The sequence below is a fragment of the Kitasatospora aureofaciens genome, from assembly GCF_001188955.3.
GTDB lineage: Bacteria > Actinomycetota > Actinomycetes > Streptomycetales > Streptomycetaceae > Kitasatospora > Kitasatospora aureofaciens.
The window spans coordinates 13408-37167 of the sequence record NZ_JPRF03000044.1 but is presented as its reverse complement, the minus strand read 5'-3'; the positions used below and the strand labels follow the sequence as shown (position 1 = coordinate 37167).

Genomic DNA, 23760 nt, shown 5'->3' with positions numbered 1-23760 from the left:
ACGACAAAGGGCCCCACCCCTGCCACCACAAAGGGCGGACAGGGTGGGGCCGTTGTGGTGCTTGGGCGGATCAGTCCCAGATGTCGGAGTCATCTTCGGATTCGGTCGGGGCGATAGCGACTCGTGCGCTGGGCGATAGCCCCAACTCTCTGATGTAACGGGAGAGCTGTGACCGGTACTGAGTGGCAATAGTGGCAGCGCCATTTTTCACGGTGCCGCGCTCGGCGGTGACCATGAGCCCACGTTCGGACAGGTCTCGCTCGGCCTGGTCGATCCTGGCAACGCAGACGCACAGGTCCTTGACGGTCGTATGGTCGACTTCGCCGAGCCCTGCGGCAAATTCGAGGATGGGAACGATGCGGCGCCACTCCGCGGACGCGACTTTCCTGCACCGGATGTTCGCCTCCTGCGTCTGGGCGGTCGGCGAGTCTTTGAAAATGTCTCGCCAATTCGGTTCCGCGAGGATGGCGCGCGGGACTATCACACCCTCTTTGATTTCGGACTTGGAGGGGTTTCCCTCTCGGGCCCGCGCTGCTGCCGGCTTAGGCCGGTATCGGTCAGCCATGGTCTCCTTTCGTTTTGTGGCGGACGCGCCGGACTGCCAAAAATGGCCTCAGCTCCGGCGCGAGTCTTTTCCCTCCCTGCCGGTCAGGGTCGGGAGGGGCAGGGGGTACCCCCCTGGTAAAAGCCCAGGTCAGAGCCTTGTCGGCTTGACCCTCTCAGCAGCCCAACCGCCGGGCTGGTGCTGCGCGGTCTCGCGGCTGTGACACTGAGTGCACAACGGCCGTAGCCGATGCCAAGCGTCCGGGTCAGCAACGCCACGGGCGACCAGCGAGCGACGCGACTCGGGGAAGTGGTCAGCGACCACGGCCGAGCGACCGCACAGCACACACCACGGGTGGGCATACAGGTAGGCCCGACGGATGCGAGCCCAACGCCGAGCGTCGTACCCGCGCTCTGCCGCACTGCCTCGCTGCTGCTCTGCCTCGCGCTGGTGCTGCGGACAGCGACCGCCACGGGCAGTCAGCTCGGGGCACCCGGGAACCGAACAGGGTGGGCGGGGTCTTCGGAGCATGGGGGGCCTCCTCTACCGCGGGATGATCAAGGCACACAGACCTGGGAACCACTGCGGGGTAGCGGGAAAGGTGCAATCTCGTACGACGAGCCCCAAGCATCGGGCGACCGAACGCGGGGCGAGGCCCCGCAGCATGGGAGGGTTCATCCCGTTTTGACCCCAGGCTGCACAGTCATGCGCAGTGCGCGACCGCTGAACGGGTGATTTCTCATCAGGAACGCCCTGATGAGACGCACTTCTGAGGCCTGAGGGCGTTCGGCAATCCCCTAACTCGGCGTCAGATCTGCTGGAATACAGCCATGACGCGAACCAAACGCCGCGGGGCCCAAACTCCGTAGTTCGAACTTCGATGGGGTGGGCTTAACTTGACCATCCAGCGCATCCCCGTGTGGCTCATCACCACAGCGTCGACCGGCGGCACCGTCCTCACGGCCTGGTGGGCTCGGAAGTCGTAGGCCGACAGGCACCGCGGGCGGTCAGCTCGGGGCACCCCGGGATCGAGCACGGGCTTCGCGGCATGGGGCGCCTCCAATGGTGTCTTCTGTTCTGTCGCCGCGCTTCGTCGTGCGCCATGGCGAAGTGCGCGACCGTAGAACGGGTGAATTCTGGGGCCTTCACGCGCCGTGGTATGGCGTCGACCGGTTGGGCAGACCAATTTGAGGAGGCAAGGTGCCGCGCCGTTCCCTCGCATCTGATGAGGTGGAGAACATGACTCAACAGCCAGGCAGCAAGGCCCGAGCCCCGCAGTTCGAACTCCGCTGGGGTGGACTTCACTTGACCATTCAGCGCATCCCAGCGTGGCTCATCACCGCAGCCACAGCAGGCGCCGGAACCCTCGCGGCACTGCTCACCCGGCGGTGAACTCCCGCACGGTCTTCCCTCGGTGGCAGGTGCGGCACAACCGCCACACGTTGTCGTCCGTGTCCTCGCCGCCGAGGGCGAGCGGTGTTGGGTGGTCCACGTCGACCAGCTCGGCGGGGAATATCCCGCCGCACAGCCCGCACGCTGCTGAGCCTGTTTGGTCATTCCGGAGCCGGAGGAATGACCGGTGGATTGATCGGTTCGCCGTTTCGGTGCCTCGGCGTCACGTCCACGGCCAGCAGCCGGCCAGAGTTCATCGGGTCGCGCATCGGCTGGACTCCGCGGGGCATCGGTGCACCACCGTTGACTAGCGGCAGACCAGTTGGGGAATCGGACCAAACGGGCCGCCCCTTCGCATCCCGAGGGAAGTACGGATAGGTCCCGTCCGGGCCGGGGTCGAGCGCGTCAACAGCCATGTCAGTCCGCCGCTTCGATGTAGGCGTTTCGCTGGGCGTCCAGCTCTTCGGCGTAGGCCACACCGAGGGCCGCAGCGGCGTTGTCCACAGCGCTGGTGATGTCCTCGATGATGCGCAGGTCGTACCAACGCTGCTCGGGGAGAGTCCGCGCCTCGCCAAGGTGGGCCTGTGCGTTCTGCGCGGCCGTCAGGATCTTCTCGCGCTTGTACCGCTCGGCACGGTGCGCCACGTACGCCTGAAACCACGGCTCGGCAGACAGAAGCTCGATGAACTCCGCGTGCAGTTCATTGGCTCGGTCGGACCTCTCAGCGGCCTGCGCCGTCCACGTCGTGAGGAACGTGCGGTCGTATTCGGCGGCCCTCTCGGCACGACGGGCCTGCTCAGCCTCCTCGGCGGCCACTAGGGCGGCCTCGGCGTCCGCCATCGGACCCGCGAGGCGGTCCGCCTGGGCGCGCAGCTTGGCGAGCTTGTCAGCGGCTCGGGAAACGTCGTTGCTCATGGTCAGACCTCACGATCGGTAGGGGCGGAAACGTTGCGGCCGAGCTGCACGGCGGCAGCCTTCGCGGCCTCGTAGTGGCCGAGCGACAGGTGAGCGACAGCGCCCATCTGGTCGTACTGCTCGGGGCGGTCGCGCTTCATCTCGGCAAGCCGCTCCATGGCAGCGCTGTGCTGGAAAGCGTCTGCGCGAAGACGGAGCCGCTTCGTCTCGCGGTCCTCGTTCGAGTAGTTGAAACTGCTGCGGGTGATCACGATGTTCCTCTGGTTGGCCGCCTCGGCGGCATGAAAAAGCCCCTGCCCGGAACCGGGAGGGGTCGGCTTACGGCGACTGCTCTCGCTACGCAGCGTCCGCCTTGCGGGCCCAGTAGGCGGCCTGCTGGCACACCGCGCCGCAGTAGAGCCGGGGGCGACCCGTGGCGCGCTGCATGACCGTGTTGGTGCAGCCCTTGCGCTGGCACGGGCCCGCCTCGGTGATGGGCTCCAACAGCCGCGCCGCCTCAGCGGTCAGCCGGTGCGCTTCGCCGGCTGCCGCGCCCTCTCCGGACAGGGCCCTCAGTGTTGCCGCTTCGGCGCTGCGGATCAGCTCCAGCGTGCGGGCGTGGTCAGTGTTCATTTCGAAGCCTCCATTGCTGTCGGTGTTTTCGGTGGGACGGTCAATCCCTCGTAAGTGGAGGGCGAGGGGTTCCCACGTAGAGAGGGACGATTCCCCGTTCATCCTGTAGTGGACGGGGAGGGATTCCTTGGGCCCCGAAGTGGAAGAGGGGGACGAATTCCCCTCCCCGGACTTGTAGGGACGGACGATTTCCTCTCCTACCGTTGGGGAGAGCGGGCAGATGGCCCGTATATCGGGGCGTTCAGGTAATCTCAGACATGTGATCTGCGTCTCACTCTGCGGCATGACGGGTAACGGTCGAAGCGGCCCGGCGGACGCTCTGCGTCGTGGCCTCCAAGATTCCGGGGAGGCCAGATGTGCCCCGCAGACGGTACGGCGCAGGCTCACCATGGTGGGGGACCAGAAATTTCCTACTCGCCGCTTCCTGCCCCTCGCTTGTTAGGGAGAGCAAACCTTCCCTTCATGCACACCCACCACGGCGGCGTGCGCCCGTGTGCGTCTCGACCAGCGCGGGGGACGTGGTGACGTTCAGCAGGGTGATTCCGGTTTCTCTTCTGTGCGCGGGATCTAAGAGAAACCAGAACCACCGCCTCGAACGTCACCACGTCACCCCTGGCGGTCCACCGCACTGCCCCCGGCGCGGTGAGGTGACGTAGTGACGGTTGAGAGCCTGATTTCAGTTCTCTCTAGACATTTCTGAGAGAACCAGAACAAGCCCCAGAACCGTCACCTCGTCACCCCGCCGGGCGCTGTCCTGCGTTGCACGAGAAAGCCCCCGGCAGGCACCCAGGCACGGTGGCCAGTGGGGGCCATGGACGGGCACGGGTTGCTACTCCTTGATCTCAGCCCACTTGATGCGGACTCGCTGCTCCGGGATGAAGCGCTTGCCGCGCTGACCCTTGCTGATGAACACGCCGTCTATGGCCAGGGAAAGGCGATCCCGCTTCTGATCCTGTGTCGCGGCCGCCCAGGCGGCCCGCAGCAACTCGCCGTCCAGCAGCGGAGTGATGTCGACGGCCGGGAGCGGCAGGGCGGTGAGATCGGCGCGCAGGCCGTCGATGCGGCTCTGGAGTCGGGCGGCGAGGCGGTCGTAGCGGTCGAGTGCGCCGGGGCGGTCGAACTCGCCACGGACGTAGCGTGCGTCTTCCAGGTCGGCCAACCGGGCTTCCTGGTCAGCGATTTCGTCGGCTATGGCGCCCCGCTTGGCGAAGGTCTCCGGGTCTGCCCGCTTCACCCAACGGTCGGCGATAGCGACCAACATGGGGTCGTCCAACTCCAGAGCAGGAAGCATGGAGAGGAAGCGCTCGGACACGTACTCGTCCACCCGGTCGGCCATGGCGCTCGCTCCGGGGCACTGGTTGCCCGCTCGGCGGGCCATGCACTGGTAGCTGTTGCCGACCTTGTGCATCCGGCGACCGCACCCGGGTACGTCGCAGAACACCAGGCTGGTGAGCAGCGCCGTGCCGTTCGGCTTCGGCATCCGCTTCCCAGCATGGACGCGGGTCCTGGATTCGAGCTGCCGGATGATCCGTTCGCGCTCGCCGACCGTGATGATCCCCTCGCCGATGCTGACCGTGTCCAGTGTCTCGGGATCGCGGTAGGGGAACACGCGGCTGGTGAACTTCCGGCTGCCGTCCTCGGCTTCGATGGTTTCGGTCTCGGGCATGAGTCCGGCGAAGGCAGGCGACTTGACCAGGTTCATGATGCTCGCGGCGTTCCACTGGCCGCCCCGGGCCGAGGGGATGTCGTACTCGTTGAGCAGCCGGGCGATCTGCACGAGGGACTTGCCAGCCAGCGCGCCATCCGCGATCAGCCGGGCGTAGACGGCCGTGTCGGGGTCGTGCGTCAGCTTCTTCGTGGTCGGGTCGACCAGCAGCCCGTACGGGGGCTGTCCGCCGATCCACTGGCCCTGTCGGCGCAGGTGGCGCTTCGCGTGGGCGACCCGGGTCCCGAGGTTCTTCGACTCGGATCGGGCGAGTTCGGCGAGCATGGCGACGACCATGCGGGCCGAGTCGTTCGAGGTGTCGAGACCGTCCACGACGGAGACCAGACGGCCGCCCGCCTTCTCGATGTCGTCCAGGACCTTGCCGACCTGCCCAATGCCCTTGCGGGACAGGCGGTCCAGCTTCCATACGATCAGCGTCCCGACGACGCCCGCTGTGACGGCGGCGAGGGCCGAGTCGAACCCCTTACGCTCAACGTCCTTGAATCCGGAGCGCCCTCGGTCGATGTGGACCTTGCGGACCGTCAGCCCGTGGCGCTCAGCCCAAGCGCGACAGTCGGCTTCCTGCCGCTCGATCGCCGTCTTGCCGTCCCGGTCCAAGGACAGCCGAAGGTACAGGTCACTCAGGGTGTGGTGGTGCACGTACGCCCCCTCTGGAGTTCCCTACATTGTGTAGGACTTCCAGAAGTCCAGGACGGTGATCTTTCCCCGGAAGTCGGCGAGGGTGAGGTCCTTGCCGCCGGTGTTCAGCCAACCGCCTGCCCCGACCAGTTCGGGGGCGCGTACACGTGCACGAGATGCCATGGCTGTATCCAACCCCATGGGGGGTCGGGGGCATTCCGGGCGGGCGGACATGGTGGCTTCCTCCGTCCGGGTTCTTCGGGCCTCGGATGCTACGGGTGCGGAAGATCGGCCCGCCAGCGGATCTCGCCGTCCTGGGTGTGCGGGGTCGGGCGGAGGCCGAGGGCTCGGGCGATGCGGGCGGAGGCCTCGTGGTCGGGGTGGATGTGGGCCAGGGCGGTGGTGACGCCGGTGGCGGCGAGGTGGTCGAGCAGGGCGCGGGCGGCCTCGGTGGCCATGCCGCGGCGCTGCCAGGGGGTGCCGACCGCCCAGGCGAGTTCGGCTTCGGCGGCCTGCGGGCGGACGGTGGCCTGGACGTAGCCGGTCAGGGCGCCGTCGGCGCGCAGCCGCAGGGCCCAGTTGCCCCAGGCCACGGCCGGGTCCGGGGAGCCGGCGGCGAGCCGCGTGCAGCGGGCGCGCATCTCCTCGGGGGTGGCCGGGCGGCCGCCGGTGAAGGCGTGCAGGGCGGGATCGGCCAGGGCGGCGGCGAGTTCGTCGGCGTGCTCGGGGGTGAGGGGGAGGAGGTCGAGGCGCTCGGTGCGCAGCGGGGTGATCAGCATGGCGACATTGAAGCGCTGCGGCGCGGCGGTGCCGCGCGGCGGGTGCGGGTGCGGGTCGAATGGGTGGTTCGAGTCCGACGACGGAGGAGGCTGTGGTGCGGTACCTGGTCAGGGAGAAGCTGTTCGCGGTCGGCGACGACTACTGGATCGAGGACGACCGGGGGCACAAGGCCTACCTGGTGGACGGCAAGGTGCTGCGGCTGCGGCACACCTTCGAGCTGAAGGACGCGCACGGGCGGGTGGTCGCGGTGGTGAAGGAGAAGATGCTCGCCGTCCGCGACGCGATGAAGATCGAGGACGCCGACGGCGAGGTGGTCGCGACCGTCCGGGAGAAGCTGTTCACCCCGTTCCGGGACAAGTACCTGGTGGAACTGGCCTCCGGCGGCGAGCTGCGGATCCACGGCGACCTGATCGACAAGGACTACCGGATCGAGAACCAGCACGGGGACCGGCTCGCCCGGATCTCCCGCAAGTGGTTCCGGGTCCGGGACACCTACGGGGTGGAGATCGCGGACGGGGCGGACACCGGGCTGCTGCTCGCGGTCGCGGCCTGCGTCGACCACCTGGCGGCGGAGGAGCACTGAGGGTCAGCGGTTCAGGACGTGGTCCCGGCCCCAGACGCCCAGCGGGGCCAGCGCCGCGTTCAGGTGCCGTCCCGCCTCGGTCAGCGCGTACTCGACCCGGGGCGGCACCTCCTGGTGGGCCTCCCGGTGCACGATGCCGTCGGCCTCCAGCTCGCGCAGGTGGGCGGCCAGCACCTTCTCGGTGATCCCCGGTACCAGGCGGCGCAGTTCGCCGAAGCGGCAGTGTGGGCGCTCGCCGAGCGCCCACAGGATCAGCACCTTCCACTTGCCGCCGATCACGTCCATCGCGGCGTCGATCCCGCAGACGTGCGCCCCCGGCCTCGGCACGGTCGCCACGGCCCACCCCTTCCGACCTCGTCGCTCACCCCAGGGTAACCACCCACTCCGAAGTGCGTACTTGATCACGGTCGGGGTCGCGCCGAGGCTGGTCGGCATGGCACAGAACACAGTTGAGAACGTCACGAAGAGCCCCGTCACCCTGCTCGGCCTCGGTGCGATGGGCACCGCGCTGGCCCGCGCCTGGCTCGCCGCCGGACACCCGCTGACCGTCTGGAACCGCTCCGTCGCCCGCGCCGAGGCGCTCGCCGCCGAGGGCGCCGTGGTGGCGGCCACCGCCGCCGAGGCCGTCGCGGCCGGCCGGCTGGTGGTGGTCTGCCTGCTGGACGACGCCTCGGTCGAGGAGGCGCTGGCGGGGGCCGACCTGGCCGGCCGGGACCTGGTCAACCTGGTCACCAGCACCCCGGGCCAGGCCCGCGCCCGGGCCGCCTGGGCCGGGGCCCGGGGCGCCCGCTACCTGGACGGCGGCATCATGGCCGTCCCGCCGATGATCGGCGTCCCGGAGGCCGGGGCGTACGTGTTCTACAGCGGCTCGGCGGAGCTGTTCGAGGAGCACCGGGAGGCGCTGGCCGCCCCGGCCGCCGTCCGGTACGTCGGCGCGGACGCCGGGCACGCGGCGCTGCACGACGTGGCGCTGCTGAGCGCGATGTACGGGATGTTCGCCGGGGTCGCGCACGCCTTCGCGCTGGTGCGGGGCGAGGCGGTGAAGCCGGGCGATCTGGCGCCGCTGCTGGGGGGTTGGCTCACCGCGATGGCCGGGTCGGTCGAGCGGACGGCGGCGCAGTTGGAGAGCGGGGACTACACCACGGGCGTGGTCTCCAACCTGGCGATGCAGGTGGCGGGCAAGGAGACGCTGCTGCGCACCGCCGAGGAGCAGCGGGTCAGCGTCGAACTGCTGTCCCCGTTCTTCCGGTTGATGGAGCACCGGCTGGCGCTCGGCAGCGGCGCCGAGGACGTGACCGGGGTGGTCGACCTGCTGCGGCGGTGAGGGCCGGCCGGTAACGTACCGGCATGGCTGACCTTGAAGAACGCGCCAATGTCGTCGCGTCCGGCTCACGGCGGACCGGGGCGGGGGTGGGCGTCCGTCGGCGCCGCGCCGCCGACCTCGCCGACTGCGTCCGGGCCCTGGCCGATGTCCATGCCGCCGACGGCTACCCCGCCGAGTGGCCCGAACGGCCCGCCGCCTGGCTCACCCCGGACGGCCTGCTGGCGGCCTGGATCGCCGAGGCGGACGGCCGGACCGCCGGCCACGTCGGCCTGGCCCGCAGCGCCCCGGGGGACATGGCCCCCGGACTGTGGAGCCGGCGGGCCGGCGGACGCCCGGAACTCACGGCGGTGATCGGCCGGTTGTTCGTCGCCCCGGCGGCGCGCGGACGGGCCGCCGGCGCACTGCTGCTGGCCAGCGCCGTGGCGCACGCGCGGGTGCTCGGGCTGCACCCCGTGCTCGACGTGCTCTCCACCGACACCGCCGCCCTGGCCCTCTACCGCCGCCTCGGCTGGACCCCGCTCGGCAGCGGCGAACAGCGGTGGGCCTCCGGCCGTACGGTTGTGGTCCACTGCTTCGCCGCGCCGAGGGGGTGAGCCGGACGCGGCGCGACCGCCCGGCGTGTCGCCGGGCGGTCGGTCCAGGGCCGGTCCTGGACCAGGATGACTTCGACGCCCTGTTCGAGGCCGGCGAAGTCAGCGCCGTTCCGGGTGTGGAACGAAGCGACGGCGACTGCTGATCGGACGGACCTCGGCGATCTCGGTGCCGTTGCGGGTGATGTGGTGGACCTCGCCGGCTTCGACATCGTCGAGTACGGCCTTGGACCGCGCTGCGAGTTCGCGCTGCGTGACGGTCTTCATGCCGCCGATGTGTCGCGCCGTCATGCGCCGTGCAGCAGTCCTTCGACGGCCGGCCTCGATCAGGCCGCGGAGCGGTCGGCGGCGGGGCGGCGGCGGAGGGCGGGGGTGGTGAGGGACGGGGGCTGCCAGGCGCCGTCGGCCCGGTAGAGGTCGGTGCCGGGCGGGACGATGGCGTCGATCCGGTCCAGGGTGGCGTCGTCCAGGACCAGGTCGGCCGCCTCGAGGGCGGATTCGAGCTGCTCCATGGTGCGCGGGCCGATGATCACCGAGGTGACGGCGGGGTGGGCCAGCGGGAAGGCGGTGGCCAGCTCGGGCAGGGTGCGGCCGAGGTCCTCGGCGAGCTCGGTGAAGGCCTCGACCGCGTCCAGCTTGGCGGCGGTGGTGGGCAGCGTCGGGTCGAAGCGGCCCGGGTTGATGGCGGCGCGCCCGGTGGTCAGGTCGACCGGGCGGCCCTTGCGGTAGCGGCCGGTGAGGAAGCCGCCGGCCAGCGGGCCCCAGGTCAGCGCGCCCATGCCGAGCCGCTGCACCACCGGCAGGACGTCCCGCTCGATGCCGCGGGCGAGCAGCGAGTACGGCGGCTGCTCGGTGCGGAAGCGCGGCAGGGCGCGGCGTTCGGCGACGTGGTGGGCGTCCACGATCTGCTCGGCGGGGAAGGTGGAGCAGCCGAAGGCGAGGATCTTGCCGGCCCGGACCAGGTCGCCCAGGACGGCGAGGGTCTCCTCGATGTCCGTGGTGTGGTCCGGCCGGTGGATCTGGTAGAGGTCGATCCGGTCGGTGCGCAGCCGGCGCAGGCTCTCCTCCACCTCGCGCACGATCCAGCGCCGCGAGTTGCCGCCGCGGGCCCGGCCCTCGCCCATCGGGAAGTGCGCCTTGGTGGCCAGCACGATCTCGTCCCGGTCACCGCGGGCTGCCAGCGTCTTGCCGACGATCTCCTCGGATTCTCCGGCCGAGTAGATGTCGGCGGTGTCGACGAAGTTGACGCCCCGGTCGAGCGCGGTGTTGATGATCCGGGCGCAGTCGTCGTGGTCGGGGTTGCCGATGGCGCCGAACATCATCGTGCCGAGGCAGTAGGTGCTCACCTCGATGCCGGTGCCGCCGAGGACGCGGTAACGCATGGTGGTACTCCCCAGGTTGGTGGGTCGGTGCTGCGGTGTCGGCTCAGAGGCTAGGAGTTGGAGTGCGCTCCAGCGCAAGGGCCGGCGTGGATCCCCCTGATGGGGGAGCCGGATCAGCAGCCGGGCGGAGGCCGGGGCGGGGTGGCGCGGGCGAGCCTGGGGCCATGGGAGAGCGCGAGTGGGTGCGGGACGGCCGGGCAGTGGCCGGCTGGGGCGTGGGCTACGCCGGGTTCGGGCTGGGCTGTGGGCTGAGCGGGACGGCCCTGTGGAGTGCCGCCTGGCTGGGATGGGTGGTCGCCGGGGTGGGGTTGGCGGCGGTCGGGGCCGGGTGGGCGGCGGCCCGGGGGCAGCCGGGGCGGTGGCTGACGTGGGTGCTCCGGGTGTTGTGCGGACTGGCCGTGGTGGCGTCCTGGAGCCTGCTGATGGACGTGGTGACGCTGCTGTTCGGGCAGGCCGTGGACAGCGTCCCGGACGCGGTGCACAAGGCGCTGGCGGCGGCCGGGGCGCTGCTGCTGGCCGGGACCGCCCGGGCCCGACGGCCGCTCGCGGAGCGGCCGGCGACCGGCCGCCCGGCGCCCTCGCCGGCCCCGGCGGCCGTCCAACTGGCCGCCTGGGCCGGGAGCCTGGCCTTCCTGCCCTACGTGGTGATGAAGCTGATCTGGGCGTTCGGGGGCAGCTTCGCCGGGGTCAGCGGGGACGAGATGTACGCGAGCTACGTGCACAACGGCTCCTCCGGGCTGTGGCTCGCGCTGGAGCGCCGGGGGCTGGACGGCACCGTGCTGCTGGCGGCGATCGGGGTGTTCCTGCTGTGGGGGCTGGTGCGGCCGTGGGGACAGGTGTTCCCGCGCTGGACCCTGCCGCTGCGCGGCCGGGCCGTCCCGCGCTGGCTGCCGCTCACCCCGGCGCTGATCGGCGCCGTCACGCTGGTGCCGTACGGGGTGGTCGGGATCGGCTACCTGTCGCTGTGCTCGTCCGGGGTGATCGGGATCCGCCAGGGCGAATGGGCCACGCCCGAGCAGGCCCTGGAGGTGGCCTGGGTCGGGGCCTGCGCCTTCGCGGGGTACGGGGTGGCGCTGGCGGTGGCCACCCGCTCGTACTGGCGGCGGACCGGCGGCGGCCGGGCTTCTCCGAAGGTTTGCTGAGATGGCAACAATCCTTGCCGATACCGGATGGTCGGTCGCAGCCTGGCGGTGGAGGTGAGCGACGATGAGCGCAACGAAAACGGCGGAGTACTACGACACGGCGGAGCGCCACGACGCGGTGGTGATCGGCGCGGGCGCGGCGGGACTGAGCGCCGCCCTGGTGCTGGGCCGGGCCCGGAGGCGGGTCGCGGTGGTGGACGCGGGTGAGCCGCGCAACGCCCCCGCCGCCCACATGCAGGGCTTCCTGAGCCGGGACGGCATGCCGCCGGCCGCACTGCTGGCGGTCGGACGGGAGGAGGTCGCCCGGTACGGGGTGGACCTGATCGACGGGCGGGTCGAGCACGTCGAGAACGCCGAGCCCACCGGACTCGGCTTCCTCGTCCACCTGGCGGGCGGACCGGTGCTGCAGGCGCGCCGGGTGGTCGTCGCCACCGGACTGCGGGACGGGCTGCCGGAACTGCCCGGGCTCGCCGAGCGCTGGGGCCGGGACGTGCTGCACTGCCCGTACTGCCACGGCTGGGAGGTCCGCGACCGCCCGCTCGGGGTGCTCGGCACCGCACCCGGGTCCGTCGACCAGGCACTGCTGCTGCGGCAGTGGTCGGCGGACGTGGTGCTGCTGGCCCACACCCTGGAACTGACCGCGGCCGACCGCGAGCGGCTCGCGGCTCGCGGCGTCCGGGTGGTCGGGGGCCGGATCGTCCGGCTGGTGGCCGACGACGGGCGGCTGCGCGGAGTCGAGCTCGACACCGGGCGGGTGGTCAACCGCGAGGCGGTGTTCGTCTTCCCGCAGCCGGTGCCCCGGGACGCCCTGCTCTTCGGGCTGAACTGCGCCCGGGACGACAACGGCTGGGTCACCACCGACCGGACCGGCCGCACCAGCGTGCCCGGCGTCTGGGCCGTCGGCAACGTCGCCGACCCGCGCGCCCAGGTGGTCACCTCCGCCGGGACGGGCGCGGCGGCCGCCTTCGCCCTCAACCACGACCTGGTGGACGAGGAGATCGGACGGGCGGTCGCACTGCGCCGCGCGTCCGGCCCGGCCGTCGCCGCCTGAGCGGTGAAGCTGACCACCGGACCCACCACCGGACCCACCACCGAACCCCCACCACGGAGAGGGAACACCATGTCCGCACAGCAGCACGGCCACCAGCACCACGGGCACCAGCACCACGGCCACGGCCACGTGCCCGCCGCCGACCTCGACTGGGACGCCCTCGCGGCGCACCTGGAGCTGGAGGCCGACCTGCGCGCCGAGGCCGTCACCGAGGCCGGGCGGTGGCTGTCCGGCCTCGCCGGGGACGGCGCGGTGCGCCGGGTGCTCGACGTCGGCGCCGGGCCCGGGGTGATCGCCGGGCTGCTCGCCGAGGTCTTCCCGGCGGCCGAGGTGGTCGCCGTCGACCAGTCGGCCGCCCTGCTGGAACGCGCCCGGGCCCGCGCGGGCGGCCGCCTCGGCACCCAACAGGCCGACCTGCCGGCCGAGTTCGACAAGCTCGGCGAGGCCGACCTGATCTGGTCCGGCAACGCCATCCACCACCTCGGCGACCAGCAGGCCGCGCTCACCGCCCTGGCCGGCCGGCTGCGGCCCGGCGGCCTGCTCGCCGTCGCCGAGAGCGGCCTGCCCGCGCGCTACCTGCCCCGTGACTTCGGCCTGGGCCGACCCGGCTTCCAGGCCCGGCTGGACGCGGTGCACGAGGACGGCTTCGCCGCGATGCGCGCCGAACTGCCCGGCACCACCGAGGAGATCGAGGACTGGCCGGCCATGCTGCGGCGGGCCGGACTGGTCCCCAGCGGCACCCGCACCTTCCTGGTCGACCACCCGGCGCCGCTGGCCCGGCCGGTCCGCGAGTACCTGCGCACCCAGCTCGCACGGCGCCACGACCAGCTCGCCGAGGTGCTCGACCCGGAGGACCGGGCGACTCTGGAGGCACTGATCGAGCAGGACGCCCCGACCGGCGTCCTGCACCGCCCGGACGCCTTCTACCTCTCGGCGATGACCGTCCACACCGCCCGCCGGGACTGAGAACCGCCCCCGCCCGTCGCTTCCGAGGCCCCGACGGGCGCGGGGCCCGTGGCGTGGCGCGGCGCGGCCCTAGAGTCCTTGCATGACAGCGAACGAGCAGGGTTTCGTCGTGGTGACCACCACCCACGAGTCGGAGGAGCAGGCCCGGGACCTGGCGGCCGCCGTGGTGCGGGAGCGGCTGGCGGCCTGTGCGCAGGTGTACCCCGTCCGCTCGGTGTACTGGTGGGAGGGCGAGGTGCAGGACGCCGAGGAGTGGCGGATCGACCTCAAGACCCGGGCCGAACTGGCTGACCGGCTGGCCGGGTTCGTCGCCGCGCGGCACCCGTACGAGACGCCCGAGGTCATCGCCGTGCCGGTGGTGTCCGGCAGCCCCGGCTACCTGCGCTGGGTGGCCGGGGAGACCGCGTCGTAGCCGGTCAGGGCGCGACCTGGAGGAAGGCCAGCACCGCCAGCACCCGGCGGTGGTCCTCCTCGGAGGGCGGCAGGTCGAGCTTCAGGAAGATGTTGGCGGTGTGCTTCTTCACCGCCCGCTCGGTGATCACCATCCGCTCGGCGATCGCCCCGTTCGAGCGCCCCTCGGCCATCAGCTCCAGCACCTCGCGCTCACGAGGCGTCAGCCGCTCCAGCGGCTTGGTGCGTTCGGTGTTGCTGACCAGCATCGCGATCACCTGGGGGTCCAGCGCGGTGCCGCCCGCGGCCACCCGGTGGACCGTGGCCACGAACTCGTCGGGGTCGAAGACCCGGTCCTTGAGCAGGTAGCCGATCGCGCCGCTGCCGTCGGCCAGCAACTCCTTGGCGTAGAGCTGCTCCACGTACTGGGAAAGCACGAGCACCGGCAGACCGGGGATCTGCCGGCGCGCCTCCAGAGCCGCCTGGAGGCCCTCGTCGGTGAACGTCGGCGGCAGTCGTACGTCGACGACTGCCACGTCCGGACGTTCGGTGAGGAGGGCCTGGAGGAGGTCCGGTCCGGTGTCCACCGCGGCCACGACCTCGAAGTCGTAGGCCTGCAGCATCCGGATCAGACCGTCCCTCAGGAGGAAGAGGTCCTCCGCGAGTACAACTCGCACGGCAGCTCCATCGTCAGGGTCGTGGGGCCGCCGAGCGGGCTGCGGACGGCCAGGACTCCGTCGAAGGTAGCAAGCCGGCGCTCGAGTCCGCGCAGGCCGGTGCCGCGGGAGGGGTCGGCGCCGCCGGTGCCGTCGTCCGTGATCTGGGCCTTCAGCGTGCCGTTCTCGTACCACAGTTGGACGTCGACGTGGCTGGCGCCGGAGTGCTTGGCGGCGTTGGTGAGCGCCTCGGAGACGGCGAAGTAGAGGGCGGACTCGACCGGGGCCTCGGGGCGGCCGGGCAGCTCGGCGGAGACGGTCACGTTCAGCGGGCTGTCCATGCACAGGGCCCGGACGGCGTCGGCGAGGCCGCGGTCGGCCAGCACCGGGGGGTGGATGCCGCGGACCAGGTCGCGCAGCTCGTTGAGGGCGGAGGCGGAGGCCTGACGGGTCTCGGCGAGCAGCTGCTTCGCGGCCTCCGGGTCCCGCTCGACCAGGCGCTCGGCCACGCCCAGGTTCATGCCCATGGCCACCAGCCGGGCCTGCGCCCCGTCGTGCAGGTCCCGCTCGATCCGGCGCAGTTCGGCGGCCTGGGTGGTCAGCGCGTCGCGCCGGGTCTCGGTGAGGTGGGCGACCTTGCGCTCGGCGGCCAGCGCCTCGGCACGGGCGGTCGGGCCGAGCAGCGACTTGGCGAGGGCGGTGTGGGCCCGCATGACGGCGGGGGCGACGGCCAGGCCGGCCAGCATCACCGGGACGCCGAACAGGGCGGCGGTGCCGGCCGCACCCGAGCTGGTGACGTGGATCCACAGGTACCAGGTGTTGCCGCCGTTGTCGGCGATCGACTGCCAGAACTGGGGCAGCACCAGGCCGAGGACGCCGTACGCGACCACCGTGAGCGGGAGGATCGCCAGCGTGAAGCCGACCATCGGATCGACCAGCAGCCAGAGCAGGTCGCGCCAGGTGGCCTGGTCGGACAGCATCGCCTGGCAGCGCTTCCAGGCTCCCTTGAAGCCCGCTTCGGCGTCCGGCAGCGGCTGGTAGGGGTCGCGGATCTCCACGCCGGTCCAGTCGGCGGCGAGCCGGCGCCGCAGGCCGGCCAGGCCGCGGATCGCGACGATCGTGGGCGGAACGAGCAGCGCGCCGACGCCGAGGCCCAGCAGGGAGGCGGCGACCGTGGCCGCGGTGAGCAGCAGCAGCTGCGGCACCGCGAGGGCGGCCAGGACCGGGCCGCGCAGGCAGGACCGGATGGCGTTGCCCAGCGCCCGGAGCGGGTTCCGCCCGGAGCGGCCGGTGGTGTCGGTGTTCTGCACGTTGTTCACAACTCCCGTGGTGATGCTGCTGGTCATGACCGCTCGGCCCTTCCCGTGACGGCCTCGCGGCCGGTATCCCTACCCGTTGCTTGCTGACGACATCCAGACTGCCGTCCGCCGCGATTCCGATCACTGGGCCCTGGACCCCTCTTGGTGGTACCTGGGTACACCCCCCGATCGACGACCAGAGGCCATGTCCCCGGGAAGGGCGTCCCTCCTAGTGTTGTCGGTGTCGGGAGGCGACCCGCCACAGAGCGCCGGAGCCTCCACAATCAATCTTTCCCGAAGGGGAGTTCATCATGAGCGAGCGACGTGCAGAGGCGAACCGGCCGCTGGCCGAGCGGGGTTGGGTCCGACTCGTGATGGTGCTGGCGGCCATCGGCCTGTTCCTCTACGGGCTCACGCCGGACGGTGCCCACGCGGCCACCACGACGGCGGGCAGCGGGAGTTCGGCGGCGGGCGGTTCGACGGCACCACCCGACCCCGGGTCGGTGAAGCGGCTGTTCGACGAGATCGTGCCGAAACTGCTCGCCGAGCACAAGATCCCCGGCGCGGCGGTGAGCGTGGTGGCCGGCGGGCAGCAGGTCTTCGCCGGCGGGTACGGGGTCTCCGACGTGCCGAACCGCAAGCCCGTCGACCCGGCCCGGACGGCCTTCTTCATGGGCTCCGACGCCAAGGTGTTCACCGCCGTCGCCGTCCTCCAGCAGGTCCGGGCGGGCAAGTTGGACCTCCACGCGGACGTCAACACCTACCTGACCGCCTTCAAGATCCGGGACAGCTACCCGGGGCGCCCGGTCACCGTCGAGAACCTGCTGACCCACACCGGCGGCTTCGACGACACCTTCATGGGACTCGCCGAGGCCGAGCCCCGGAACAGCGGCGGCCTCGGGCCCGCGCTGGCCGCCCACCAGCCGGACCGGGTCCGGGCCCCCGGGACGACCGCCGCGTACGACAACTACGGTGTCGCGCTCGCCGGTTACCTCGTCGAGGTGGTCTCCGGCCAGCCGTTCGACCAGTACGTCGCCCAGCACGTGCTGCAGCCGCTCGGCATGGACCACACCACCTTCACCCAGCCGCACCCCGCCCCCATCGACGCCGACCTCGCCCACGGGTACCGGCCGGAGGGCGGCGGGCAGACCGAGACCAAGGGGCTGTACGGGCCGCTGACCCCGACCGGGGCGGCCGCCGTCACCACGGCGGGCGACATGGGGCGGCTGATGCTCGCCCAGCTGCACGACGGGACCTTCGACGGCCGGTCGATCCTGGACCGGGAGGGCGACGCCCTGCTGCTCGCCCGGCACTTCGGGCCGGACCAGCGGATGCCCGGGATGGCGTACCTGCTCGAACAGCGCACCCGGAACGGGCAGCAGCTCCTGGTCAAGGACGGGGACGTGCCCGGGTTCCACAGCAACCTGGCGCTGCTGCCGGCACAGGGGGTCGGGCTGTACGTGACCGTCAACGGGGACGGGGAGGGGGCCACCGGGGGGTGGATGACCCAGCAGGTGCTGAACGACTTCGTCGATCGCTTCTACCCGGTGGGGGGTGCGTCCGCTGGGGGTGCGCGGGCGGGTGCGGTTGGTGCGGGTGCTGCTGGTGTGGTGGGTGGGGACCTTTCGAAGTTCACCGGGGACTTCCGGTCGACTCGGGTCAGCCAGTCGAACCTGACCAAGGCGGCGGCGCTGACGGGGTCGGTGCACATCGCCGCCCGTGACGGGCGGCTCGTCGTGAGCGGGCCGGTCACCCGGGATCCCTCGGTGGGGGAGACCCAGTGGGAGCAGGTGCAGCCGGGACTCTTCCAGCAGGTGGGCGGCAGCGGTCGGATCGCCTTCGAGCTGGACGGGGACGGAGACGTCACCTCGATGCTGACGGACAGCGACCCGACCATCGCGTACGAGCCGCTGGCGTGGTACCAGGCTCCGGAGCTGCACCAGCGGATCGCCCTGGGGAGCCTGGTGGTGCTGGTGCTGACCGTGCTCGGGTGGGGGCTGGCGGCGGTCGTGCGGGCGGCGCGGGGCAAGGGGCGGGCCGGGCAGCCGGCGGCCCGGCTGCTGGGGTGGCTGACGGGGGCGGTGCTCGTGGTGGCCACGGCGGGGTTCGCCCTGCTGACCTCGGACTCCAACGCGCTGAACCAGACGCTGTTCCTGGGGGACTCTCCGCTGCTGAAGGTGGTACCGGCGATGTACCTGGGGGCGGCGGTGCTCACCCTGCTGATGGTGATCTGTGCGGTGGTCGCCTGGCGGCGGGGCTGGTGGGGGGTGTTCGGGCGGCTGCACTACACGGGGGTGACGGTGGCGGCGCTGGTGTTCCTGGTGCTGGCGGGGGGATATGACCTGATCGGGACAGGGCAGATGGCGGGGTCGTTGGATCTGATCGGGTGAGGGGCGGGGGAGGGAGGCCCGGGGCCGGGGAGGCTCCGGGCCTTTCGGGCCTTTTTCCGGGTGGGTTCTTTCCGGGTGGGGGGTGGGGTTGTTGTCGGGGTGGGGGGGCTCGGGAGGGTGGGTGACGCCGGGGCGGGTCCCTCCCGCCTCGGTCGGGTGGGGGAGGTGCGGCGTGGGCGCGCGGGGCGTGGCCCGCGCGCCCACGGAGGGGAGGGGGTGGGGTGGGCGCCCAGGGGGATGGCCCCGGCGTGCGCGGCGGGCCACCGAAGGGGGACGGGGTCAGGCGACGATCTGCCAGGAGGTGGTGGGCGTCGGGGGTCTGAGGGAGACGTCGTGCCAGCGGACTCTGCGGGGGGCGGGGTGGTGTCCGGTGGTGGCGGCCTGGGTTCTGTGGCGTTGGAGGAGGAGGACGGTGAGGGTGGCGATCTCCTCGGGGGTGAGGTCGGTGCGGTCGGTGCGGAAGAGGGGGGTTCGGTCGGTCATTCCGGGCCTCCGGGTGTGGGAACCCCGACGGCCCCGACGCGGGGCGTCGGGGCCGTCGAGGGGTGGTGAGGGGTGGGTCAGGCGCGCTTGACCAGCAGGAGGCGGTGCATGGGGGTGTCGAGCAGGGCGACGCGGCGCAGGCCGGCGTCGGCGAGCCACTGGTCGTAGTCGTGGACGGTGAAGGCGTCGCCGCCGCCGGTGGCGAGCATGGAGGCGGCGAAGAGGCGGAAGAAGCGGTTCTGGGTGTTGCCGTCGGTGCTGTCCTCGTCGACGATGTGGTCGGCGATGGCTATCACGCCGTCCTCGGTGAGGGCCTTGGCGGACCGGAGCAGGAGCTCGCGGGCGGACTCCGGGGTCTGCAGGTGGAAGATGTTGACGAAGAGGGCGACGTCGACGCCGGTGCCCCAGTCGTCGGCCCAGAAGTCGACGATCTCGGGGTTGAAGCGGTCGGCCACGCCGAGGCGGTGGGCCTGGGCGTTGGCGATCGGGATGATCCGTTCGGCGTCCAGGGCGCGGGCGTTGAGGCCGCTGAACTCCTGGAGGAGGAGCTGGCTGTAGATGCCGGTGCCGCAGCCGACGTCGAGCAGGGTGCGGCCGGTGCCGTCGGTCCAGCCCTGCTCGCGCAGGGCGGTGGCGAGGGTGGCGGCGATCGGCGGGGCCCAGAAGTTGATGCCGCGGACGAGGGAGGTGTAGTCCTCCTCGGAGATCTGGTTGAGCTGCTGGGAGCCGTCGGAGTTGCGGGCGCCGGTGCGGACGTTGGTGGCGAGGTTGCGCCAGGCGCTCCAGGCGACGTTGCGGTCGTGCCGGATCTTGCCGACCAGGCTGTACAGGCCCTCGGGGGCGAAGATGTCGTGCATCTCCGGTGGCAGGGTGTAGACGGCCTGGCCGTCCGCCGCGCGGCTGCGCTCGACCACGTCGTAGGCGGCCAGGCCGTCGAGCAGGACGCGGGTGGCGCGCAGGTCGGTGCCGAGCTTGCTGGACAGCTCGCTGGCCGTGGCCGGGCCGCTGATCAGCGCGGTGAAGGCGCCGAGGTCGTGGGCGGCCTCGATGACGCCGGTGGCCCAGATGCCGATGAGGTGCTCGTACATCCGGTGGGCGGCGTTGACGCCGGTGCCGCGGCCGGGGAGCAGCTCGGTGTCGACCAGCGGGGTGTGGTTGTCGAAGGTGCGCACGGCGGGAATGGTCATGGTCGTTGCTCCTAGTAGAGGTTGACGGTGCGTCTGGTGGTCACAGGACGATTCCGCCGTCGATCTGCAGGACCGAGCCGGTGAAGTAGGCGGACTGCGGGCCCGCCAGGAAGGCGACCGATTCGGCCACCTCGTCCGCCGTGCCGAAGCGGCCGAGCGGGATGTTCTTGAGGGCCTCGCCGCGCTGGGCGTCGGTGAGCACCGAGGTCATGTCGGTCTCGATCATGCCGGGGGCCACCGCGTTGACCCGGACGCCGTAGCGGCCGACCTCCTTGGCCAGCGCGCGGGTGAGCGCGATGATGCCGGCCTTGGAGGCCGCGTAGTTGCTCTGGCCGGGGTTCCCGTAGAGGCCGGAGACCGAGGAGAGCGTGATGATGGAGCCGCCGCGGCGCTTGACCATCGGGAAGGCCACCGCGCGGCAGAGGTTGGCGGTTCCGGTGAGGTTGGTGTCGGTGACGGCCTGCCAGTCCTCGTCGGCCATCAGGAGGAGCGGCTTGTCGCGGGTGATGCCGGCGCTGGCGACGGCGACGGTGATCGGGCCGAGTTCCTGTTCGGTGCGGGTGACCCAGGCGCGGACGGCGGCGGCGTCGGTGACGTCCACCCGTTCGGCCAGGACGCCCACGCCGAGGGCGTCGAGCTCCTTGGTGAGGAGGTCGGCGGCCTGCTGGTCGGACTGGTAGCAGAAGCTGATCGGGTGGCCCTCGGCGGCCAGCCGCAGGGCGGCGGCCTTGCCGATGCCGCGGGAGCCGCCGCTGATCAGGGCGGTGCCGGAGGTGCTCATCGGTCACCGCCGGTGAGGCGCAGGACGGCGCAGGCGGCCAGGCCCTGGTGGTCCAGCGAGGCGATCACGGCGACGCGGCCGGTGGCCGTGGGGTCGTGCTCGGCCAGGGACAGCACGGTGGTGAGGGAGAAGACAGTGCCGGCGGAGCCGGTGTCACCGAACAGTGCGGGGACCCGGTCGACGGCCTCGGCGCCCACCAGTGCGGCGAGCTGGTCGCGGGCCGGCTGCCCGGTGACGGCCGCGGCCCAGACCTCGTCGGGGGTCGCGCCGGCCTGGTCGAGGGCCTCGCGGACGACGTCGGCGAGGGCCCGTGCGGGGTCGTCGTCGATGTCCAGCCGGACGTCCAGGGCGAGCAGTTCGGCCAGCACCCGGCGGCCGGGCGGCAGTGTCCTGGCGGTCTCCATCAGCAGGACGACGCTGCCCTCGCCGAGCGGCTGCTCGGCGAGGCCGGCCAGCCACTCGCGGGTGGTCGACTGCTCCTCCACCGCGCCGACCACGGCGCGTTCGGCGCGGTCGGCGGCCAGCAGGCGGCGGGCGTAGCCGAGGGCGAGCAGGCCGCCCGCGGCGCCGCCGGCCAGGGTGGTGTTGGGGCCCTTGAGGTCGAAGCGGATGGCGGTGGCCGCGGCCGGTCCGTTCATCAGCACGTTCGGCATCAGCTGGGCCGGCACGTCGTAGGGCTTGTCGCCCTCGAAGGAGGCCCGGCTGAACCCGGCGGAGCTGTGGGCGCTGCCGAGGGTGGTGCCGAGGACGAGGGCGGTGCCGCCGCCGGTGGCGATCGGGCTCTGTGCGGCCTCGGCCTCGTCGAGCAGTTCGCGGACGGCGGTGACGGCCAGGCCGGTGGCCCGGTCGAAGGTGCGGGTGCCGGCCTTGCCGAGCACCTTGCGGGTGTCGAAGTCGGGCACCTCGTGGGCCGGTTCCCCCCGGCCGACCCCGGCCGCGAACGCTTCGCGGCCGAGGCCGAACGGGGAGACGGCGGACCACGCGGTGATCAGCGGCGCATCCCGGTGGATGGTGCTGGGGCTCATGCGCCCACCTCGCTGTGCTCGGCGGGGGCATTCGCCCACGCGCTCCTCTTGATGGTTCGCTCGCTGCGCTCGCTCATGCGCCCACCTCGCTGTGCTCGGCGGGGGCATTCGCCCACGCGCTCCTCTTGATGGTTCGCTCGCTGCGCTCGCTCATCGAACAAGTTCCTCGTCGTGGCGCCCCAGGACGACGGAGGCGTTGTTGCCGCCGAAGGCCAGGCCGTTGTTGACCACCACCCGGAGGTCCGCGGGGACGGAGTGGTTGGGCACGCAGTCGATCTGGCACTGGGGGTCGGTGGTGCGGTGGTTGACCGTGGGCGGGACGAACCCGTGGGCCAGCGCGAGCGCCGAGGCGGCCGCGCCGAGCGCGCTCGCCGCGCCCATGGAGTGGCCGAGCATCGCCTTGAGGGCGACGGTGCGCGGCGGGTTGTCGCCGAAGACCTCGCGGATCGCACGGGTCTCGGTGATGTCGTTGGTGGGGGTGCCGGTTCCGTGGGCGGAGACCAGGTCCACCTCGTTCGCCTTGACCCCGGCGTCGGCGAGCGCGAGCTCCATGCAGCGGGCGACGCTGGCCTGGTCGGGTGCGGTCGGGTGGTGGGCGTCGCAGTTGAGCCCGTAGCCGAGCAGTTCGGCGTAGATCCGGGCGCCGCGGTGCCGGGCGGATTCGAGCGTCTCCAGGACGAGGACCCCCGCGCCCTCGGCCGTGAGCAGCCCCTCCCGGTCGGCGTCGAACGGACGGCAGAAGTCCGAGGAGACCAGGCCGAGCCGGCTGAACCCGGCGAAGGTGCGGCGGCAGATCGCGTCCGCGCCGCCGACGACGGCGATGTCCGCCTCGCCGCTGCGGACGGCGTCGAAGCCGTCGCCGATCGCGTAGTTGCCGGCCGCGCAGGCGGTGCCGAGGACGGCCGGGACCGCCCGGGGGAGCCGCAGCTCCCGGGCGATGGCCAGGGCCAGCTGGTGGGACGGCAGCCGGCCGGCCACCAGCTGGTCCGCCGGGTGCTCCGGGCCCTTCGCCACCGACTCGGCCATCATCTTGTCGAGTTCGGCGGCCTCGCCGTCGGTGGTGCCGACGGTGATCTGGGCGCGCAGTCCGGCGAGCTCCTGCTCGTCGAGGCCTGCGTCCTGGACGGCCATCCGGGCCGCCGCGACGGCGAACTGGGTGGCGCGGCCGAGCTGTTCGACCGGGAGGCGGTGGATCCACTGCTCCGGCCGGAAGCCGTCGACCTCGTGGCCGAAGGTCCGGAGGAAGCCGGTGGTGTCGAAGCTGGTGATCGGACCGGCGCCGCAGCGGCCCTCGCGCAGGGCCGAGGTGAACTCCTCGACCCCGTTGCCGATGCTCGACAGGACGCCGATGCCGGTCACCACCACGCGCTGGGGTTCGTTCATCGCGCGTTCGCCCGGGACAGGACCTCCAGCACGGCGGACAGGTTGACCATGTTGGCCAGCTCCTCCTGCGGGATGGTGACGTGGAACTCCTTCTCGAGGCGGGCGAGGACCTCGATGGCGTTCAGCGAGTCGGCGCCGTAGTGGTCGATGAAGTGGTCGGTCAGGGTCAGCTCCTCGACTTCGAGGTCCAGGCAGTCGGCGACGATCTCGCGGACCTTGGCCTCGTCGATGGCGACAGCGCTCATGGTGTGCTCCTCAGGGGTGTCGGTTGGGTGGTGCTCAGGCGGTTGCGTCGATCAGGCTCTGCGGGCGCAGGTCGGTCCAGGTGCGCTCGATGTGGTCGAGCGCCTCCTGCCGGGTGCTCGCGCCCTTGACGGTCCGCCAGCCGGCCGGGACCTCGGCGAAGGCGGGCCACAGGCTGTGCTGGTTCTCGTGGTTGGCGAGTACGAGGAAGGTGCCCTGCTCGTCGTCGAACGGGTTGCTCATGATTCTGGTCCTTTCGGAATTCCCGGGAACGTCTTCTGCCCGGGCGCGGCGGCCCC

28 protein-coding genes are annotated in these 23760 nt (G+C 71.9%); 8 read left to right on the top strand and 20 right to left on the bottom strand.

Going from position 1 to position 23760, the window contains the following annotated elements:
* Positions 1 to 70: 70 nt before the first annotated feature.
* The 8 genes from HS99_RS28075 to HS99_RS28050 all read right to left on the bottom strand — a co-directional run bounded on the left by HS99_RS28075 (position 71) and on the right by HS99_RS28050 (position 6586).
* Positions 71 to 565: a phage terminase small subunit P27 family gene (locus tag HS99_RS28075; RefSeq protein ID WP_078938759.1), complete on the bottom strand. Its 495-nt coding sequence runs from the start codon at positions 563 to 565 to the stop codon at positions 71 to 73.
* Positions 566 to 1922: 1357 nt separating this feature from the next.
* On the bottom strand, positions 1923 to 2072 hold the full coding sequence (locus HS99_RS47115) for an HNH endonuclease (RefSeq protein ID WP_223886280.1): 150 nt from the start codon (positions 2070 to 2072) through the stop codon (positions 1923 to 1925).
* A 281-nt stretch (positions 2073 to 2353) separates the two neighbouring features.
* Positions 2354 to 2851 carry a hypothetical protein gene (locus HS99_RS28070; RefSeq protein WP_030552815.1) on the bottom strand — a complete coding sequence of 166 codons (498 nt, stop codon included), beginning with the start codon at positions 2849 to 2851 and terminating at the stop codon, positions 2354 to 2356.
* Between the two features lie 2 nt (positions 2852 to 2853).
* On the bottom strand, positions 2854 to 3102 hold the full coding sequence (locus HS99_RS28065) for a hypothetical protein (protein WP_050366659.1): 249 nt from the start codon (positions 3100 to 3102) through the stop codon (positions 2854 to 2856).
* Positions 3103 to 3187: 85 nt separating this feature from the next.
* Entirely contained in the window at positions 3188 to 3463 is a 276-nt protein-coding gene (locus HS99_RS28060; protein ID WP_030552817.1) for a hypothetical protein, read from the bottom strand.
* Positions 3464 to 4292: 829 nt separating this feature from the next.
* Positions 4293 to 5828 (bottom strand): recombinase family protein, encoded by a 1536-nt coding sequence (locus tag HS99_RS28055; RefSeq protein WP_030552819.1) that lies wholly within the window; start codon positions 5826 to 5828, stop codon positions 4293 to 4295.
* A 21-nt stretch (positions 5829 to 5849) separates the two neighbouring features.
* Positions 5850 to 5990: a thioredoxin domain-containing protein gene (locus tag HS99_RS45320; protein ID WP_157846567.1), complete on the bottom strand. Its 141-nt coding sequence runs from the start codon at positions 5988 to 5990 to the stop codon at positions 5850 to 5852.
* An 89-nt stretch (positions 5991 to 6079) separates the two neighbouring features.
* Positions 6080 to 6586, bottom strand: a complete 507-nt coding sequence (locus HS99_RS28050) for a GNAT family N-acetyltransferase (RefSeq protein ID WP_030552821.1) — start codon at positions 6584 to 6586, stop codon at positions 6080 to 6082.
* Between the two features lie 95 nt (positions 6587 to 6681).
* On the opposite strand from HS99_RS28050, the gene HS99_RS28045 reads away from it, so the two are divergent.
* Entirely contained in the window at positions 6682 to 7170 is a 489-nt protein-coding gene (locus HS99_RS28045; protein ID WP_030290368.1) for an LURP-one-related/scramblase family protein, read from the top strand.
* A gap of 3 nt (positions 7171 to 7173) precedes the next feature.
* Here HS99_RS28045 and HS99_RS28040 read toward each other — a convergent pair whose 3' ends face one another.
* Entirely contained in the window at positions 7174 to 7455 is a 282-nt protein-coding gene (locus tag HS99_RS28040) for a winged helix-turn-helix transcriptional regulator (protein ID WP_046386197.1), read from the bottom strand.
* A gap of 148 nt (positions 7456 to 7603) precedes the next feature.
* Between HS99_RS28040 and HS99_RS28035 the strand changes: the two genes are divergently transcribed.
* The gene (locus HS99_RS28035) at positions 7604 to 8494 is read left to right on the top strand and encodes an NAD(P)-dependent oxidoreductase (RefSeq protein ID WP_030552823.1); all 891 of its coding nucleotides are present in this window, start codon (positions 7604 to 7606) and stop codon (positions 8492 to 8494) included.
* A 23-nt stretch (positions 8495 to 8517) separates the two neighbouring features.
* Positions 8518 to 9087: a GNAT family N-acetyltransferase gene (locus HS99_RS28030; RefSeq protein ID WP_078938756.1), complete on the top strand. Its 570-nt coding sequence runs from the start codon at positions 8518 to 8520 to the stop codon at positions 9085 to 9087.
* 99 nt (positions 9088 to 9186) lie between these two features.
* On the opposite strand, the gene HS99_RS28025 is transcribed toward HS99_RS28030, so the two are convergent.
* Together HS99_RS28025 and HS99_RS28020 are read right to left on the bottom strand one after the other, a co-directional pair.
* A complete protein-coding gene (locus HS99_RS28025) occupies positions 9187 to 9375 on the bottom strand; it encodes a type II toxin-antitoxin system Phd/YefM family antitoxin (protein ID WP_232543058.1) in 189 nt (62 codons plus the stop codon).
* A 35-nt stretch (positions 9376 to 9410) separates the two neighbouring features.
* Positions 9411 to 10466: an aldo/keto reductase gene (locus tag HS99_RS28020; RefSeq protein WP_030552829.1), complete on the bottom strand. Its 1056-nt coding sequence runs from the start codon at positions 10464 to 10466 to the stop codon at positions 9411 to 9413.
* Between the two features lie 164 nt (positions 10467 to 10630).
* Here HS99_RS28020 and HS99_RS47110 point away from each other — a divergent pair, with 164 nt between their 5' ends.
* The 4 genes from HS99_RS47110 to cutA all read left to right on the top strand — a co-directional run bounded on the left by HS99_RS47110 (position 10631) and on the right by cutA (position 14037).
* Entirely contained in the window at positions 10631 to 11608 is a 978-nt protein-coding gene (locus HS99_RS47110; RefSeq protein ID WP_030290362.1) for a hypothetical protein, read from the top strand.
* Positions 11609 to 11672: 64 nt separating this feature from the next.
* A complete protein-coding gene (locus HS99_RS28010; protein WP_046386365.1) occupies positions 11673 to 12659 on the top strand; it encodes an NAD(P)/FAD-dependent oxidoreductase in 987 nt (328 codons plus the stop codon).
* Between the two features lie 69 nt (positions 12660 to 12728).
* Entirely contained in the window at positions 12729 to 13625 is an 897-nt protein-coding gene (locus HS99_RS28005) for a class I SAM-dependent methyltransferase (protein ID WP_030552833.1), read from the top strand.
* 82 nt (positions 13626 to 13707) lie between these two features.
* Positions 13708 to 14037, top strand: coding sequence for a divalent-cation tolerance protein CutA (gene cutA, locus HS99_RS28000; protein ID WP_030552835.1), 330 nt, complete (start codon positions 13708 to 13710; stop codon positions 14035 to 14037).
* Between the two features lie 4 nt (positions 14038 to 14041).
* Here the strand turns inward: cutA and HS99_RS27995 are convergent, their stop codons facing one another.
* Positions 14042 to 14692 (bottom strand): LuxR C-terminal-related transcriptional regulator, encoded by a 651-nt coding sequence (locus HS99_RS27995; RefSeq protein ID WP_030290358.1) that lies wholly within the window; start codon positions 14690 to 14692, stop codon positions 14042 to 14044.
* Positions 14656 to 16017, bottom strand: coding sequence for a sensor histidine kinase (locus HS99_RS27990; protein WP_078656412.1), 1362 nt, complete (start codon positions 16015 to 16017; stop codon positions 14656 to 14658). The genes HS99_RS27995 and HS99_RS27990 overlap by 37 nt, the downstream gene beginning before the upstream one ends.
* A 263-nt stretch (positions 16018 to 16280) precedes the next feature.
* On the opposite strand from HS99_RS27990, the gene HS99_RS27985 reads away from it, so the two are divergent.
* Positions 16281 to 18359 (top strand): serine hydrolase domain-containing protein, encoded by a 2079-nt coding sequence (locus tag HS99_RS27985; protein WP_051835524.1) that lies wholly within the window; start codon positions 16281 to 16283, stop codon positions 18357 to 18359.
* Between the two features lie 279 nt (positions 18360 to 18638).
* Here HS99_RS27985 and HS99_RS27980 read toward each other — a convergent pair whose 3' ends face one another.
* The 7 genes from HS99_RS27980 to HS99_RS27950 form a co-directional block, all read right to left on the bottom strand.
* Positions 18639 to 18842, bottom strand: a complete 204-nt coding sequence (locus HS99_RS27980) for an acyl-CoA carboxylase epsilon subunit (RefSeq protein WP_030289549.1) — start codon at positions 18840 to 18842, stop codon at positions 18639 to 18641.
* Between the two features lie 77 nt (positions 18843 to 18919).
* Positions 18920 to 20029: a class I SAM-dependent methyltransferase gene (locus HS99_RS27975; protein ID WP_030289547.1), complete on the bottom strand. Its 1110-nt coding sequence runs from the start codon at positions 20027 to 20029 to the stop codon at positions 18920 to 18922.
* A gap of 40 nt (positions 20030 to 20069) precedes the next feature.
* Complete coding sequence (fabG, locus tag HS99_RS27970; protein ID WP_030289545.1) at positions 20070 to 20810, bottom strand: 3-oxoacyl-ACP reductase FabG; 741 nt, start codon at positions 20808 to 20810, stop codon at positions 20070 to 20072.
* Complete coding sequence (locus HS99_RS27965; protein ID WP_030556679.1) at positions 20807 to 21835, bottom strand: beta-ketoacyl synthase N-terminal-like domain-containing protein; 1029 nt, start codon at positions 21833 to 21835, stop codon at positions 20807 to 20809. The genes fabG and HS99_RS27965 overlap by 4 nt, the downstream gene beginning before the upstream one ends.
* A gap of 150 nt (positions 21836 to 21985) precedes the next feature.
* Positions 21986 to 23218, bottom strand: a complete 1233-nt coding sequence (locus tag HS99_RS27960; RefSeq protein WP_030289536.1) for a beta-ketoacyl-[acyl-carrier-protein] synthase family protein — start codon at positions 23216 to 23218, stop codon at positions 21986 to 21988.
* Positions 23215 to 23463 (bottom strand): acyl carrier protein, encoded by a 249-nt coding sequence (locus tag HS99_RS27955; protein ID WP_030289534.1) that lies wholly within the window; start codon positions 23461 to 23463, stop codon positions 23215 to 23217. The genes HS99_RS27960 and HS99_RS27955 overlap by 4 nt, the downstream gene beginning before the upstream one ends.
* A gap of 34 nt (positions 23464 to 23497) precedes the next feature.
* Complete coding sequence (locus HS99_RS27950; RefSeq protein ID WP_030289532.1) at positions 23498 to 23704, bottom strand: MbtH family protein; 207 nt, start codon at positions 23702 to 23704, stop codon at positions 23498 to 23500.
* Between the last annotated feature and the right edge of the window lie 56 nt (positions 23705 to 23760).